The sequence below is a fragment of the Halomonas sp. A3H3 genome (genome assembly GCF_000982975.1).
Taxonomy (GTDB): Bacteria; Pseudomonadota; Gammaproteobacteria; order Pseudomonadales; family Halomonadaceae; genus Vreelandella; species Vreelandella titanicae.
In genome coordinates this window covers 4,399,615-4,415,552 of sequence record NZ_HG423343.1, presented here as the reverse complement: position 1 = coordinate 4,415,552, position 15,938 = coordinate 4,399,615, and the positions used below count along the sequence as shown (strand labels likewise).

The window sequence follows — 15,938 nt, the reverse complement described above, 5'->3', positions numbered from 1 at the left end:
AATAGCCACTAAAAGTTGACGCTTTCGCGAATCGCTTCAAAAATCTTCAGGTGATCAGGCAGATACTCTTTTTCCAGCACCAGTGGAAAAGGCGTATCCAGACCCGTCACCCGGGCAATGGGCGATTCCAGGTAGAGAAAACAACGCTCTTGAATAGTGGCAGCGATTTCACCGGCAAAGCCACCGGTTAACGGGGCTTCATGGCTCACCACCAGTCGGCCGGTTTTTAACACCGATTCAGCCACCGTATCCGCATCCCAGGGCAGCAGTGAGCGCAGGTCGATCACTTCACAGGCGATGCCCTGCTCTTCGGCTAGCTCGACCGCTTTGCCGATCACCTCCATCTGCGCGCCCCAGCCTACCACGGTAATATCCGTGCCCTCCTTGGTGATTTCGGCTTCGCCAATGGGAAGCTGGTAATCCTCTTCGGGCACTTCACCGACTGAAGCACGATAAAGACGCTTAGGCTCCAGAAAAAGCACCGGATCCGGGTCGCGAATAGCGGCAAGCAGTAGCCCTTTAGCCTGGTATGGGTTGCGCGGCACCACCACCTTTAATCCAGGTGTATGGGTGAAATAAGCTTCCGGTGATTGAGAGTGATAAAGGCCACCAGCGATACCGCCACCGTAAGGAGTGCGAATCGTCAAACCACCAACGTTAAACAGATCGCCTGAGCGGTACCGGAACTTGGCGGTTTCGTTAACGATCTGGTCAAACGCCGGAAAGATATAGTCGGCAAACTGTATTTCTGCCACAGGCACCGAGCCCTGGGCCGCCAAGCCATTGGCAAAGCCGATAATGCCCTGTTCGACAAGTGGCGTATTGAAACAGCGCGCTTTGCCGTACTTCTCCTGCAGGTGACTGGTGGCCCGAAATACGCCGCCAAAAATACCCACATCTTCACCAAAGCAGATGACTTTTTCATCCTCTGCCATGGCGATATCCAGTGCATTATTAATTGCCTGGAGCATGTTCATGGTAGCCATGTTACGCCTCTCCCTGAGTATCAGTCTCGGTGCCCACGTCTAAATCCAACGACTGCGCCCCGCGGGGATAAGCCTCTGGGTAGCGACGGATATGGCGTTTTAACTGATCGAATTGGCGCTGCAGCGATGGGGTTATATCGGCATACACATCGCTGATCAGGCTCTCTAGCGGCGGCGATGAGCGCTTCTCAGCCCGCTTCATGGTTTCCAGTACTTCACGGCGCAGGGTTTCCTGCTGGGTAGCCTCCTCCTCTTCGCTCCACCACTGTTTCTTCAAGAGCCATTTTTGCAGCCGCAGCAGTGGGTCTTTGGCGCGCCACACCTCCTCCTCATCTTTCGAGCGATAGCCAGAGGGGTCGTCGGAAGAGGAGTGCGCGGCAAGGCGATAGCTCATGGCCTCGATCAATACCGGCTGATTTTTCTCAACGGCGATCTTGCGTGCCTGCCGCGTCGCTTCGTAGACCGCCAGCACATCGTTACCATCTACCCGGATCACGTGCATGTGGTAGCCAAAGGCTCGGGGGGCGATACCGTCGGCGGCAAACTGCTCGACGGCAGGCGTGGAAATGGCATAGCCATTATTACGGCAGAAGAAAATCACCGGCACCTGATGCACTGAGGCCATATTCAGCGCGGCGTGGAAATCACCCTCGGAGGCAGCGCCTTCACCAAAAAACGTTAACGTGCAGTGACCGTTACCAGCCAATTTTTGGCCGTAGGCGTAGCCCGTGGCCTGAGGAATCTGAGTCGCTAAGGGGGACGAGATGGTCATGTAGTGCAGCTTGCGCGACCCATAGTGAATCGGCATTTGGCGGCCTTTGCCGTAGTCCAGCTCGTTGCCGAACAGCTGATTCATGAATTCGTCGATCGAGAAGCCGCGATACATTAAAGCGCCCTGCTCGCGGTACTGCGCCATAATCATATCGGCGTCATTTAGCGCAGCAGTGGCGCCCACTACAGCGGCCTCTTCCCCGGTACACTGCATATAAAAGCTCAACCGCCCCTGGCGCTGAGCAGCCATCATACGTTCATCGAGAATACGCGTGGCCAGCATCGCCTGATAGATACGCCGGGCGTGATCACGCTCAAGCGCGGGCTCATCAGCGTCGCTATGCAGCTCACCTTCTGGGTTAAGCAGGCTGAAAGTAGGAATTGAAAATTCGTCGCCGGTCATGAAGTCCGGCTGGTGTACGTACTGTGTCATCATTATTGTCCTTGTTTTGCCCCTTTTGAGGGCAGTGTTGTTGGTATTGACCGTTTATGCCAGTGGATTTATCTGTCATAGGTCAACGCAACATCTATCTACCACAACATTTAGGACAATAACGCAGCGCAAGGACTTTAGGGATGCTACTTAAGATGCAGAGAGGTTAAAACGCAGAAAAATCAGTCATCAGAGATACGCGCACGTAGTTGACGCTGCAACACTTCGAACAAGCTATCAATCGTCAGGGCCAACAATGCAATGGTCAGCGCCCCTTGAACCACATAGGCCATATTGCCGTTCACGATGCCGGAGATAATCGGGTCACCAAGGTTACTTGCTCCCACGGTAGCCCCTAACGCGGCAGTGGCAATATTGATGGTCACCGAGGTTCGGATGCCCGCCAGAATGACCGGTGCTGCCAGAGGGAGCTCAACTTGACACAGGATTTGCGTTGGCTTCATGCCCATAGCGTGAGCAGCCGTTTTAATATCGCCTTCGACGCCCTGCAAACCAGCAAGAGTATTGCGCACGATAGGCAATAGCCCGTAGAGCATTAAAGCGACAATAATGGGCAAGGTGCCAAACCCCAGAACGGGTACCGCCAGCGCCAGAACCGCCACTGGAGGAAACGTTTGCCCTAGTGATGCCAACTGGGCCACCAGTGGTAGAAAATCACTCCCCCACCTGCGGGTAACGGCGATACCCGCCGCGACTCCCACGATAATGGTCACCACCGCTGCAATGCCGACGACAAAGAGGTGGCGGCCTAGCAAAGTGACAAAACCGGCGCGATCGTAGATGACTTGCCGGGCATCGGGCTCAATCCAGCGAAATAGGGGCTCGGCAGCCGACATGGCAAAGACGCTCATCATTAGCAGCGCCCCCCAAAACAGTGGCCATAGCCATTGTGGGGCTTTTTTGTGGGGCTGGGCGACGCTTAGCGAGTTACTCACGCGGGTTTCCATTGTCCAGTTGAGCCTCCTTGATAATTCTCCGCAACGATAGCTCACCGACCGGCACATCATGTTGGTCAACAACGGTCAACCGGTCGCTATGATCGCGCAGCATCATGGAAAGCGCCTGACGTAGCGAGAAAGTCCCAGGGATGCGCGACTGCGCGGGCAAGGTAGGCCCCATAGAGGTCATATGATCTTTCACACGGGTTAACGCGGCTTGTTTAAGGCCTCTTTCCAGCCCACCTAAAAGCGACTCGACAAAAGGGTCGGCAGGGCTTTGTAATAGCGCCAGCGGTGAACCTTGTTGCACGATTCGACCTTCGCGCATCACCACTAAGTGATCCGCCAGCTTAAGCGCTTCATCCATATCATGGGTCACAAACACTACGGTTTTATGCAGCCGTGCTTGTAGCTTGGCCAGCTCATCCTGTAGCTTTTCACGGGTAATAGGATCAAGCGCGCCGAAGGGTTCATCCATCAACAAAATATCCGGGTCTGCCGCCAGGGCACGCGCAACACCCACTCGCTGCGCCTGCCCCCCTGAAAGCTGATGCGGGTATTTATGCCCAAACTCATCCACTGGCAAACCGAGCAAATGCATTAGCTCGGCCACCCGTGACTGGACGTCCGTTGCTGACCACTTCAATAACCGTGGCACCAGACCGATGTTGCGCGCAACGTTCCAGTGGGGAAACAGCCCGGTGTGCTGTATCACATAGCCAATCCGGCGACGTAGTTTTACAGGGTCATACGCGTCTATCGCCTGCCCATCGAGGATGATGTCGCCTTCGCTGTGCTCAATTAAGCGATTGATCATGCGCAAGGTGGTCGATTTACCACAGCCCGAGGTACCCACTAACGCACAGAATTTACCCTTCGCCACCCGTAGAGAAATATCGTCCACCGCGGTTTCATCCCCAAACCGCTTGGATACGTGGGATAGTTCGATCATCTTGTTCCTCCGGGGCGCAGCGCTTCTGCCAAGGCACCTAAGCCCGCATCCACCACCAGAGCCAGCATTAAAATAGGCAGTGCGCCAAGCAGCACCATATCCATGGCGGCCTGACCTAAGCCTTGAAAAATAAAAGTACCTAACCCGCCCGCACCAATCAGAGCGGCAACGGCGGTAAGCCCAATGGCCTGAACAGTGGTAATTCCCACCCCTTCCAACAGCACCGGCAGCGCCAGCGGTAACCGCACCTGCCAAAAACGCTGCCCGGCACGCATGCCCATGCCTTTGGCGGCTTCTAATGTATCGGGACTGACTTGTTCAAGCGCGGTATAGGTGTTGCGCACAATGGGCAGCAGGCTGTAGCCAATCAGTGCAATTAAGGCGGGCGTAGTGCCAATACCGCTAACGCCAAGCTGGGCTAAAAAAGGCACGTTGGTGGCAAGCCAGGCTAGCGGCGCCAGCAGTAGACCGAATAGCGCCAAACTGGGAATGGTTTGAAGAAAATTGAGCACAGCAAACGCGCCCTTCTGCAGCCGGGCATAGCGGCGCATCAGCATGGCAAGTGCCAGCCCAAGCACAATGCTGACACTGACGGCGATACTGACCAGCTTAATGTGCTGCGCGACGGCGCTTAGAAACTGTTGATCACGGGCTTTAAATTCTTGAACGAGGGCAAGCGTCTCCAGCCCAAAAGCTGCACAGAGCCACCACATCAGCGCGACACCACATAGCAATAGCGTGGGCCATACCCGCGTGAGGTTTAAGCGCAAGCGTAGTTCTACTAAACACAGCAGCAGTACAAACAGAACAACCCAATACGCCGCTCCCATGCCTAAACGCGCTTGAGGCATCTCAGGGTCAATCAGTAAATAGCTGCTCGCCATCAACCCCACTGGCATTAGCGCCATGATCACTATCACCGCCGCTAACAGCGCTCGGTAGTGACGATGGGTTGGCTGGCACGCGAGAATACCGATAAAGGAGAGCAATAGCGTTGCCAATAGCGCACCTGGCCAGCCAAAAGCCTCCAGTGCGCCATGCCCCGTCCCTAACACAATCCGGTTGGGGGCCATGCTGACCACATCAAGTAACCAGAATGCAGCCAGCATAATAAGGCTCAGGCTAACGAGCACAACGTTAGGGTGCCACCCTTCCCAACGAAGCCGCGGGGTGGGCAGTGCATCCATCAACGACATTAATTAGTTATCCCGAGCGTTAGCATTAAATTATAAGATTACCAGGCATTAATTATTAAGCGAATCGAGGTAGTCGCTGGCCACTTGGGATGGAGACAGCCCGTTAACGGCGACATCGGCATTGAGCGTTTGCAGAGTGACCAGATCAAGGCTAGTGAAAACCTCATTGAGCAGCGCTTCTATTTCTGGATAGGTTTCAAGTACGCTTTCACGAACCACGGGGGCAGGCTGATACACCGGTTGCACGCCCTTGGTATCTTCCAGCACGACCAGCCCCAGCGCACTTAAGCCACCGTCCGTGCCATAGGTCATCGCGCCATTAACACCGCTGGTCTGTTGGGCGGCCGCACGCATGGTAGCGGCGGTATTACCACCAGAGAGCACCAACAGTTGATCGTCACTTAACTCAAAACCGTAGGCTTCCTGAAATGCAGGCAGTGCTTGTGAAGACTCGACAAACTCAGCGCTTGCAGCAAATTTGAACTCGCCACCGTCGGCCAAATAGGCGGCTAGATCTTCTAGACTCACCAGCTCATTTTCCTCGGCAACATCCTCGCGGACGCTCATTGCCCAAGTGTTATTAGCGCTGGCAGGCTGCAGCCATATCAAGCCTTGCTGCGCATCACGCTCGCGCACTGTTTCATAAGCCTGATCTGCATTATTCCATACTGAACTGTCGGTCATATCGAAAAAGAACGCGCCATTACCCGTGTATTCTGGATAAAGGTCAATCTCGCCCGCTTCAAGCGCAGTGCGGACAACGCTAGTGCCGCCCAGCTGTAAGCGGTTTTCGGTCGCAATGTCATTGCGCTCCAGGGTCTGAATAATCAGCTCGCCCAGAACAGAGCCTTCTGTATCGATTTTGGATGACACCACCACAGGCTCGTTAGCGCTGACTTGGGAGAATGCCGCGAGGGATACGGCACAAGCAGCGATTAAGGGCTTAGCAATGAAAGAATTGGCTGAAAAGCGCATCTTTGAATTCCTTTTGAAGTGGGCTTTAAACGACCGAGGCTCTTATAGTCATTATAAGAGCCATCAGCGTTTAAGTTAGCGCATAAGCCACCAACGAGAGATGAAGGTTTTTGGGTTAAGGTGCTTCTAATACCCAAGACGTGCCTTCTCGGGAGTCCTTGAGAATAATCCCTAAAGCGGCAAGCTCATCGCGGATCGCATCCGCTTGGGCGAAGTCTTTATTCGCCTTAGCCTCAATGCGCTGAGCAATTTTCGCTTCGATCTCGCTCTCGCTGAGCGGCATACCCTGCTGCTGCGTGCCTTTTAAGAACGTTTGTGGCTCTTGCTGAAGAAGCCCCAAAACTGACCCAAGCTGCTTTAACTCGCCCGCCAGCTTGGCAGCTTCATTAGGCTGTTCTTGCTTGGCGCGATTGACCTCGCGAGCCAGCTCAAACATCACCGCCAAAGCTTCGGGGGTATTGAAGTCATCGTCCATTACCTGAGTAAAGCGCTCACGGTAAGCTGAAGCGTCATCACTATTTGCCGCGCCTAGCTCAAGACCTTCCAGCGCGGTGTACAAGCGCGTTAGCGATTTACGCGCCTCGGTCAGTGAATCAACCGAGTAGTTGATCGGGCTACGGTAGTGACTCGCCACCAGCAGAAAACGCACCACTTCTGGGTCGTGCTCGGCCAGCACGTCGCGAATGGTGAAGAAGTTGCCCAGGGATTTGGACATCTTTTCCTGATTCACCCGCACAGCGCCTGCGTGCATCCAGGTATTGACGTAGGTTTTGCCAGTGGCCGCCTCGGATTGAGCGATCTCATTTTCATGGTGCGGAAAGGTTAAATCCGGCCCGCCGCCATGAATGTCGAAAGTGTCACCCAGGCAGCAGGTCGACATCGCCGAGCACTCGATGTGCCAGCCAGGCCGGCCGTTACCCCAGGGCGACGCCCAGTGCGCCTCCCCCGGTTTGGCTGCCTTCCAGAGCACGAAATCGAGCGGGTCTTCTTTATGAACATCCACATCAACCCGGCTGCCTGCACGCATATCGTCTAACTGGCGGTTATTGAGCTTGCCGTAATCAGCGAATTTGCGCACCCGATAGTAGACATCACCGTTATCGGCCGCGTAGGCAAAGCCTTTTTCAATCAGCGTTTCAATCATTGCCACGATATCGTCGATATGGCCGGTGGCGCGCGGTTCATGGCTGGGCGGCAATACAAATAGGCGCGCCTCATCTTCGTGCATGGCATCAATCATGCGCTCTGTCAGCGCAGTGATACTTTCGCCATTTTCGTCGGCGCGCTTGAGTATCTTGTCGTCGATATCGGTAATGTTGCGCACGTAGTTAACGTCATAGCCGCGTTCTCGAAGATAGCGGGTGATGACATCAAAGGCGACCATTACGCGAGCGTGCCCTAGGTGGCAGTAGTCATACACCGTCATGCCGCAGACATACATGCTCACTTTACCCGCTTCTAGTGGGGTGAAAGGTTCTTTGCGGCGCGTCAGCGTATTGTAAATATGCATATGGCTATCCATGTTTGTTTTAGCCCTTCTGCTTGATTTTAGCCCAACTATCTTTCAACCCCACGGTACGGTTAAACACCAAATGCTCTGGTGTAGAGTCGTGACGGTCAGCGCAGAAGTAGCCGACGCGCTCGAACTGGAAGCGTGACTCGGGCGTTGCGAAGGCTAAGCTTGGCTCTCCGATGGCTTGGCAAACGACCAGCGACTCCGGATTAAGATGCTCTAGAAAATCGACATCTTTATCGCGATCCGGCTGTTCAACGGTGAACAGATTGTCGTAAAGACGCACTTCCATCGGCACGCCGTGTGCAGCGCTAACCCAGTGAATAACACCTTTGACCTTACGTCCTTCGGGATTTTTACCCAGCGTATCGAAATCCACCGAACAGTGCAGTTCGCTGATCTCACCGGCGGCGTCTTTGATCACTTCGTCACAACGAATCACGTAGCTATTGCGCAGGCGTACTTCTTTACCTGGTGCCAAGCGGAAGAACTTTTTAGGCGCGTCTTCCATAAAGTCGTCTTGGTCGATATACAGCTCGCGGCTGAACGGCACCTGACGCACCGTCATATCTTCACGGGCGGGGTGACCAGGGACTTCGTACACCTCCTGGTGATCTTCCGGCACGTTGGTGAGCACGACTTTCAGCGGCTTTAACACACACATGGCGCGCGGGGCATTGTCTTCAAGATCCGAGCGAATGGCGTGGGTCAACATGGCGATATCCACCAAGCCACCGTCGGCACGAGTAACGCCAATCATCTCGCAGAATTTACGAATTGACGCGGGCGTATAGCCACGGCGACGCATGCCGGAGATCGTCGGCATACGTGGATCGTCCCAGCCATCGACAATTTTTTCGTCAACCAGCAGTTTCAGTTTGCGCTTGGAGGTCAGGGTGTAGTCGAGATTCAGCCGTGCAAACTCGATCTGGCGCGGTTTCGCGGGAACCGGCAGATTATTTAAAAACCACTCGTACAGTGGTCGGTGATCTTCGAATTCCAGGGTGCAGATCGAGTGGGTAATACCTTCAATAGCATCCGACTGACCATGGGTGAAGTCGTAAGAGGGATAGATTTTCCACTTGTCGCCAGTCTGGTGATGGCTGGCATGACGAATACGGTAAATAATCGGGTCGCGTAGATTGATATTGGGTGAGGCCATGTCAATCTTGGCGCGCACGACCTTTTCACTTTCGCCAAACTCACCTTCACGCATACGCGCGAGCAAATCCAGGTTCTCCTCGGCGCTGCGTTCGCGATAAGGGCTGGGTTTACCCGGCGCCGTCAGGGTGCCGCGATACTCGCGGATTTCATCCGGCGACAGGTCGTCAACGTAGGCTTTGCCTTCACGCATTAAGTGCTGCGCCCAGGCATAGAGCTGGTCGAAGTAGTCAGACGCAAAACGCACCGGGCCTGCCCATTCAAAGCCTAGCCAGCTGACGTCCTCTTTGATCGCATCGATGTAAGCCTGCTCTTCTTTGGCAGGGTTGGTGTCGTCAAAACGTAGATGACACTCGCCACCCAGTTGCTCCGCCAACCCGAAATTTAGACAGATCGACTTCGCATGGCCGATATGCAGGAAGCCATTGGGCTCCGGGGGGAAGCGCGTCACGATTTTAGTGACCTGGCCGCCCTCGATTTCGTCGCGTACTTGGTTGCGAATGAAGTTCGGCGCTGGGGTGGTCTCGTTGGTCATGATGGTGTTGATAACCTCGTGGTGGATGGCGTGCTGAGCCGTGAGGACATAGGATACTCCTATAGCCCTTCGCGGTGCAGGGCAAAACCGCTATTATAACGTGACGCCGATGCACAGCGCCAAGGCGAACGCCTTTATTGAACAGGAATTTATCTATGATCGTATTACAAACGAACCACGGTGACATCACCATCGCTCTTAACCACGAAAAAGCGCCAATTAGTGCGGCGAATTTTGAACAGTATGTGCGCGACGGGTTTTATGATGGCACCCTGTTCCATCGCGTCATTGACGGCTTCATGGTGCAAGGGGGTGGTTTCGATAAGGAGTTCAACCAAAAGCCGACCCGCGACCCTATCGACAACGAAGCCGACAACGGCTTGAAAAATACCGTTGGCACCCTGGCCATGGCACGCACCCAGGATCCCCACTCTGCCACTGCGCAGTTTTTTATCAATGTGGGCGATAATAGTTTCCTCGATCACAGCGGTAAAAGCCTTCAAGGCTGGGGCTATGCGGTATTTGGCGAAGTCGTTGACGGGATGGATGTGGTCAATGAGATTAAAAACGTAGCTACGTCTCGCCGCGGCATGCACGCCGACGTCCCCTCCGAAGATGTCATTATCGAGCGCGCGTACGTCAAAGACGCGGAATAACGCCGGGAGCCTTATGCGCACACTGCTTGTTGCCGACCTTCATCTAAGTAGCGATACCCCCGAGATCAATCAGGGATTTTACCGCTACTTAGAGCACACTGCTCCAGGAGCCGACGCGCTTTATATTCTTGGGGATCTTTTCGATGCCTGGATTGGCGATGATCTACTGGACGCCAATACACATCCGCTTAGCGTTGTTGCACATGAAGTAATTCGCCATTTGCGCAGACTTAGCAGCGACGGTACTGCGGTGTACCTAATGCACGGCAACCGAGACTTTCTGCTGGGCGAACGCTTTATAAATGCGTGCCAGGCATTTCTGCTACCGGATATTGAGGAAGTGGAAATCCAAGGCATTCCCGTTTTACTGCTACATGGCGATAGTTTGTGTACTCAGGATGAAGCGTATATGGCTTTCCGCAAGCAGTCGCGCAATCCAGAGTGGCAGGCGCAGATGCTTGCGCTACCTTTGGAACAACGTGTAGCACTTGCGCAAAGCTTGCGTACTCAATCTGGCGAAGCCAATGCTAATAAAGCTGAAGCGATTATGGATGTGACGCCACAAGAAGTCATTGCGCTGATGGAGCACCATGGCTTGACTACCATGATCCACGGTCACACCCACCGCCCCAGAGTACATGACTTGACGGTTGAAGACGTGCCTGCCAAGCGCTATGTACTAGGCGACTGGGATGCCCAGCACGGCTGGGATATTATCATTGAGCGCGCCGACCATACTGCGCCCCGACTACGTCAGTTCTCTTTAACGGAATTACCTGATTCCTGACCGCAATTTACGAGTATAAAAAAGCCGATCATGTGATCGGCTTTTTTGCTCTTGCTGTTTTTAACTTGGGCTTAAGCGACTCTAGCGCTCTATATCGGCATCGCTGCGCAGGTCATCAATCAATCCCTGCAATACCGATTGGGCACGCAACTGCTCGGCCATTTGTGCAACAAATGTCTCCATCTGCTCATCGACCTCACCTACACTGACGCTATCAAGCGCTACCACAGCCACTCCTTGCGGCAGTTCAACCGTGCGATAGACGCTCTCACCCTCTTCAGGGCGCGCCATGCGGAAGGCTTCCTGAACAATCAGCTGAGGTACAGTGCTATCGGCTTGGCGGCTTACGCTGTTGGCTTCGAGCCAAGCAACATCTGCTGACTGACCGTCTTGCAAACTGGCAACCAGTGCCTGTGCCTCTTCACGCAGCGCCTCTTGCTGCTGTTCTGCGGCCACTGACATTTCAACGTCCTCGCGCACTTCATCAAGCGGCAGCAGAGTCGCATCACGCTGCTCAGCAACCCGCAGTACCAGGCGACGATCCTGATCCAGCTCAATCACTTCGCTGTTGTAGCCCTCTTCAAATACGTCGTTGCTAAAGGCCGCCGACATTACCCCAGGCTCAGATAGCACTCCGTCAGCCTCATCATCACGAGCAAGCCAATCGCTCTCCTGCAGCGTTAGACCGAGCTCATCGGCAACGCTCTGTAAGTCGTCGGCAGCGAAGCTCTCGTCGATCAGTTGTTGAACCCGCTGGTTAAACTCATCATCAATGTCACGTAGTGCCACTTCCCGCGCTAGCTCATCGCGCTGCTCTTCAAAAGTAGGGCCCTGAATATCCGTCACCTGGATAATGTGGAAAGCGTTATCCAACTCAACAGGCTGGGATACATCACCCTCTTCGAGACCAAAGGCCGCTTCATCAAAGGCCTCACCAAAGAAGCCACGGCTGATCACACCAAGATCACCGCCCTCTTCTGCGCTGGCCGTGTCGTCAGAATAGCGCAAGGCGGTATCTGTAAACGAATCACCGCTGTCCAGTGCTTCCCGAGCGGTCTCGGCTAATTGCTGCGCTTCATCGCGGGTGCGCTCATTACCAAAGGTGATCATGATATGCGACACACGGCGGTCAGCATTGCGATTTTTCTCGCGCCAGGCGTCACGCAGGGCCTCTTCATCCACGTCACGACCCTCTGCCATGGCCTGACGGTCAATCAGCACATACTCAAGACGCACCTGTTCCGGGCGTTCATAGCGCTCCTGGTGGGCATCGTAATATGCTTGGAGATCGTCATCGCTAACGCTGATATCAGCGTCCACATCGTCGCCATCCAAAACTATATAGCGGAAACTACGCTGCTGGCGCTGTAATTCGGCCAGGCGCTCTTGCTCGTTCGGCAGGCTAAAATCACTGAAGGCTAAGCCTTGCTGTAAATGCTGGCGCTGGATATCGACGCGCAACTCTTCACGAAAGGAGATCGGCGTATAGCCAGCACCGGCGAGACGATTTCGGAACACCTCTGCAGAGAAACGGCCATCCTGATCATGAAATTCCGGCAGGCTGACAATTAACTGATCCAACTGCTGTTCAGAAACGGCAAAACCACCCTCTTCTGCATACTGGGACAGCAGTTGCTGCGTGATAAGCTGGTCAAGTATATCGTTGCGCAAGGCACGCTCTTGCTCTGGCGGCACTTGTCCTGAACGCAGCGCGCGCTGAACCTCTAGCTCAACTTGCTGACGCATAATCGGCTGTCCGTTGACGCTCGCCACTTCGTCCGGATCGCTGCCAAAAAGCCCAAACAGTGACTCAATCCCGAAAAGTGCCATGGCCGCGACCATGACACCGATAATAATTTTGGCACCCCAGCTCCTGGAGCCATCTCGAATACTTTGCAGCATGCTAGCCTCAGATAGTCACAGCCAAACAGATCGGCCCGCTCAACCCAAATAAAAAGTGGGCCAGAAAATAACATGGGCGCATCGCCAATGCGATGCGCCCATTAGGTTACAGCAAACGCGGTCAAATTAGTTGACGGCGTCTTTCAGCGCTTTACCTGCTTTGAAGCTGGGTACTTTGGCGGCACTGATCTGGATTGGCTGACCCGTTTGTGGGTTACGGCCAGTACGAGCAGCACGCTCTTTGATCGCGAAGGTACCAAAACCTACCAGAGATACGCTTTCGCCTTTCTTAAGGCTATCGGTGACAGACTCCACCATGGCATCCAATGCGCGGGTTGCCGCTGCTTTCGGAATATCTGCAGACGCGGCAATGGCTTCAATCAGCTCGGACTTATTCACTCTTCACCCCTTGACTGTTTCAAAAAATGGCTCTGAACGGCATGGTCACCGATGGATACGACGATCAAAGCATAGCTGCGTTTTATAGCAATGCCTTGAAACATCTGTCAAGCAACCATACCGCGAGATACCCGCTACCCAAAGCAGCGGGCACATATTAAGTAAAATTAAAGACCAGTGAGGACTTTAACAGCTTAATGGGTACTAGCAACAACGGTATTACTAAACGATGCTTCGGTACTTTTCAATGGCGCACCGTCTTCTACCTTATCAGCTAGCGCTACGGCTAAGACATCATCTATCCAACGTACCGGACGAATATCCAATGCACCTTTGATATTGTCAGGTACTTCCTTGAGATCACGGCGGTTTTCCTCAGGAATTAGCACTGTCTTTATACCACCGCGGCGGGCTGCCAGCAATTTCTCCTTCAATCCGCCTATCGGTAATACCTCACCGCGCAGATTGACTTCACCGGTCATTGCCACGTCGCAGCGTACCGCACGCTGGGTGTATGCGGAAACAATCGCCGTCACCATGGCAATACCTGCACTGGGCCCATCTTTAGGTGTTGCCCCTTCAGGAACATGGATATGCAGGTCCTCTTTTTCGAACCGTTCGGGGTCAATGCCATACGCTTCTGCCCTGGCGCGCACTACCGTATGAGCGGCACTCACCGACTCTTTCATTACATCGCCAAGTGAACCGGTCTTGTTAATTCGCCCTTTACCCGGCGTCACGACAGACTCGATGTTGAGTAACTCGCCGCCCACCGATGTCCAGGCAAGGCCTGTCACTCGGCCGATCTGGTCGTCTTGCTCTGCCAAACCGTAACTATAGCGACGTACGCCCGCGTAGTGCTCAATTTGCTCAGCCGTTAAGCTCTGCCCTGTTTGGGCGGCTTGCGGGTCACGCTCTTTCTCAAGCCGCTCACGCAGTACCTTGCGCGACACTTTGGCAATCTGCCGCTCCAGCTCACGCACACCCGCTTCGCGGGTATAGTAGCGAATAAGCTCTAAAAGCGCGCTGTCTTCGAGCGTTAACTCATCGCCTTTTAAACCGTTCGCGGCTAGTTGCTTAGGCAATAAGTAGCGCTTAGCGATCGCCAGCTTCTCATCTTCGGTGTAACCCGGCAGACGAATAATCTCCATACGGTCAAGCAAGGCGCTGGGGATATTCATCGAGTTAGCGGTACAGATGAACAGCGTCTCGGAGAGATCGTAGTCAAGCTCCAGATAGTGATCGCTAAAGCTGTTGTTCTGCTCAGGATCGAGCACTTCGAGCAGCGCAGAGGCAGGGTCACCGCGATGATCCATGCCTAGCTTGTCGACCTCATCCAAAAGAAATAACGGGTTTTTAACCCCTGCTCTGCTCATCCGCTGCATCAACTTGCCTGGCAATGAACCAATATAGGTGCGCCGATGGCCGCGAATTTCCGACTCATCGCGTACCCCACCCAGGGCCAAACGCACATATTTGCGATTGGTGGCACGGGCAATGGACTGGCCAAGCGAAGTCTTGCCCACCCCGGGCGGCCCAACGAGACATAGCACTGGGCCTTTCATCTTGCGCACGCGCTTCTGTACGGCAAGATATTCCAGGATGCGCGCCTTGACCTCCTCCAGGCCGTAATGATCTTCATCGAGCACCTGCTGCGCTTTGACGAGATCATGCTTTACCCGGGTACGCTTTTTCCATGGAACAGCGACTAACCAATCCAGGTAGGAGCGCACTACGGTCGCTTCAGCGGAGTTTGAGGCCATCATTTTGAGCTTATTGAGCTCTTGAGTGGCTTTCTCGGATGCCTCTTTCGGCATACCGGACTCTTTAATCGCCAGCTCGTACTTCTCAGCCTCATTGGGCACATTATCCAGCTCACCCATCTCTTTCTGGATAGCTTTCATCTGCTCATTGAGGTAGTACTCGCGCTGGGTCTTCTCCATCTGCTCTTTGACCCGCGAGCGGATGCGCTTTTCTACTTGCAGTAGGTCGATTTCAGATTCAATCAGCGCCATCAGGTGCTCAATACGATCACGCACCCGATCCATCTCAAGCAGCTCTTGCTTGTCGCCAATTTTAAGCGACAGGTGGGCACAAATGGTGTCCACCAAGCGGCTTGGATCTTCAATCCCCGACAGCGAATTAAGCACTTCGTTGGGGACTTTTTTGGAGAGTTTGACGTACTGCTCGAACTGATTGAGCAACACGCGTACCAGCGCTTCCTGCTCACGGCTGGTCAGCGGTTCACTCTCTCGGGGCGTTAAATGCGCCTGGGTGTAACCTGCGGCATTCTCTTCGACATTGAGAACATCCGCTCGGAAATTCCCCTCAATGAGTACCTTGACCGTGCCATCAGGCAACTTAAGCAGTTGCATGATATCGGCCACGGTGCCCATAGCGTAAAGATCCGCATTGTCAGGCTCATCTTGAGACGCTTCACGCTGAGCCACCAGTAGCACACGTTTATCAGCCTCCATCGCCGCTTCGAGCGCCTGGATAGACTTTTCACGACCTACAAAAAGGGGGATGACCATTTGCGGATAAACAACCACATCGCGCAATGGCAAAAGGGGTAGACATTGTGTCTGTTCGGCGTTCTGCTGCATCGCAGACGTTCCTCGACAAATCGGATGAGTACTTAAAAGAGTACTTAGAAAAGTACTGCACACTTTTCAAAATGCTGGCGTTTAGACGTTAGCATTGAATAGGCTAG

13 protein-coding genes are annotated in these 15,938 nt (G+C 53.9%); 2 read left to right on the top strand and 11 right to left on the bottom strand.

The genetic code is table 11. The features are described 5' to 3' along the window. Nucleotides 1-8: 8 nt before the first annotated feature. The 8 genes from HALA3H3_RS20005 to HALA3H3_RS19970 form a co-directional block, all read right to left on the bottom strand. Entirely contained in the window at nucleotides 9-986 is a 978-nt protein-coding gene (locus HALA3H3_RS20005) for an alpha-ketoacid dehydrogenase subunit beta (protein ID WP_009287805.1), read from the bottom strand. Nucleotide 987: 1 nt separating this feature from the next. Next, nucleotides 988-2,190, bottom strand: coding sequence for a thiamine pyrophosphate-dependent dehydrogenase E1 component subunit alpha (locus HALA3H3_RS20000; protein WP_027959577.1), 1,203 nt, complete (start codon nucleotides 2,188-2,190; stop codon nucleotides 988-990). A 182-nt stretch (nucleotides 2,191-2,372) separates the two neighbouring features. Next, a complete protein-coding gene (locus HALA3H3_RS19995; RefSeq protein ID WP_022523316.1) occupies nucleotides 2,373-3,158 on the bottom strand; it encodes an ABC transporter permease in 786 nt (261 codons plus the stop codon). After that, the gene (locus HALA3H3_RS19990; RefSeq protein ID WP_022523315.1) at nucleotides 3,139-4,101 is read right to left on the bottom strand and encodes an ABC transporter ATP-binding protein; all 963 of its coding nucleotides are present in this window, start codon (nucleotides 4,099-4,101) and stop codon (nucleotides 3,139-3,141) included. The genes HALA3H3_RS19995 and HALA3H3_RS19990 overlap by 20 nt, the downstream gene beginning before the upstream one ends. Further along, nucleotides 4,098-5,297, bottom strand: coding sequence for an ABC transporter permease (locus HALA3H3_RS19985; protein WP_022523314.1), 1,200 nt, complete (start codon nucleotides 5,295-5,297; stop codon nucleotides 4,098-4,100). The genes HALA3H3_RS19990 and HALA3H3_RS19985 overlap by 4 nt, the downstream gene beginning before the upstream one ends. Before the next feature lie 48 nt (nucleotides 5,298-5,345). Beyond that, nucleotides 5,346-6,272 (bottom strand): glycine betaine ABC transporter substrate-binding protein OsmF, encoded by a 927-nt coding sequence (gene osmF / locus HALA3H3_RS19980; protein ID WP_022523313.1) that lies wholly within the window; start codon nucleotides 6,270-6,272, stop codon nucleotides 5,346-5,348. Between the two features lie 115 nt (nucleotides 6,273-6,387). Continuing rightward, nucleotides 6,388-7,782: a cysteine--tRNA ligase gene (gene cysS, locus HALA3H3_RS19975; protein WP_022523312.1), complete on the bottom strand. Its 1,395-nt coding sequence runs from the start codon at nucleotides 7,780-7,782 to the stop codon at nucleotides 6,388-6,390. A gap of 19 nt (nucleotides 7,783-7,801) precedes the next feature. Then, nucleotides 7,802-9,481 (bottom strand): glutamine--tRNA ligase/YqeY domain fusion protein, encoded by a 1,680-nt coding sequence (locus HALA3H3_RS19970; RefSeq protein WP_022523311.1) that lies wholly within the window; start codon nucleotides 9,479-9,481, stop codon nucleotides 7,802-7,804. A gap of 155 nt (nucleotides 9,482-9,636) precedes the next feature. Here HALA3H3_RS19970 and HALA3H3_RS19965 point away from each other — a divergent pair, with 155 nt between their 5' ends. Together HALA3H3_RS19965 and HALA3H3_RS19960 are read left to right on the top strand one after the other, a co-directional pair. Next, nucleotides 9,637-10,137, top strand: a complete 501-nt coding sequence (locus tag HALA3H3_RS19965; protein ID WP_022523310.1) for a peptidylprolyl isomerase — start codon at nucleotides 9,637-9,639, stop codon at nucleotides 10,135-10,137. A 13-nt stretch (nucleotides 10,138-10,150) separates the two neighbouring features. Then, nucleotides 10,151-10,924 (top strand): UDP-2,3-diacylglucosamine diphosphatase, encoded by a 774-nt coding sequence (locus HALA3H3_RS19960; protein ID WP_022523309.1) that lies wholly within the window; start codon nucleotides 10,151-10,153, stop codon nucleotides 10,922-10,924. Nucleotides 10,925-11,005: 81 nt separating this feature from the next. Here the strand turns inward: HALA3H3_RS19960 and HALA3H3_RS19955 are convergent, their stop codons facing one another. The 3 genes from HALA3H3_RS19955 to lon all read right to left on the bottom strand — a co-directional run bounded on the left by HALA3H3_RS19955 (nucleotide 11,006) and on the right by lon (nucleotide 15,831). Continuing rightward, entirely contained in the window at nucleotides 11,006-12,826 is a 1,821-nt protein-coding gene (locus HALA3H3_RS19955; RefSeq protein ID WP_022523308.1) for a SurA N-terminal domain-containing protein, read from the bottom strand. A gap of 126 nt (nucleotides 12,827-12,952) precedes the next feature. Beyond that, nucleotides 12,953-13,225 (bottom strand): HU family DNA-binding protein, encoded by a 273-nt coding sequence (locus HALA3H3_RS19950; protein WP_007114333.1) that lies wholly within the window; start codon nucleotides 13,223-13,225, stop codon nucleotides 12,953-12,955. A 194-nt stretch (nucleotides 13,226-13,419) separates the two neighbouring features. Next, complete coding sequence (gene lon / locus HALA3H3_RS19945) at nucleotides 13,420-15,831, bottom strand: endopeptidase La (protein ID WP_022523307.1); 2,412 nt, start codon at nucleotides 15,829-15,831, stop codon at nucleotides 13,420-13,422. Between the last annotated feature and the right edge of the window lie 107 nt (nucleotides 15,832-15,938).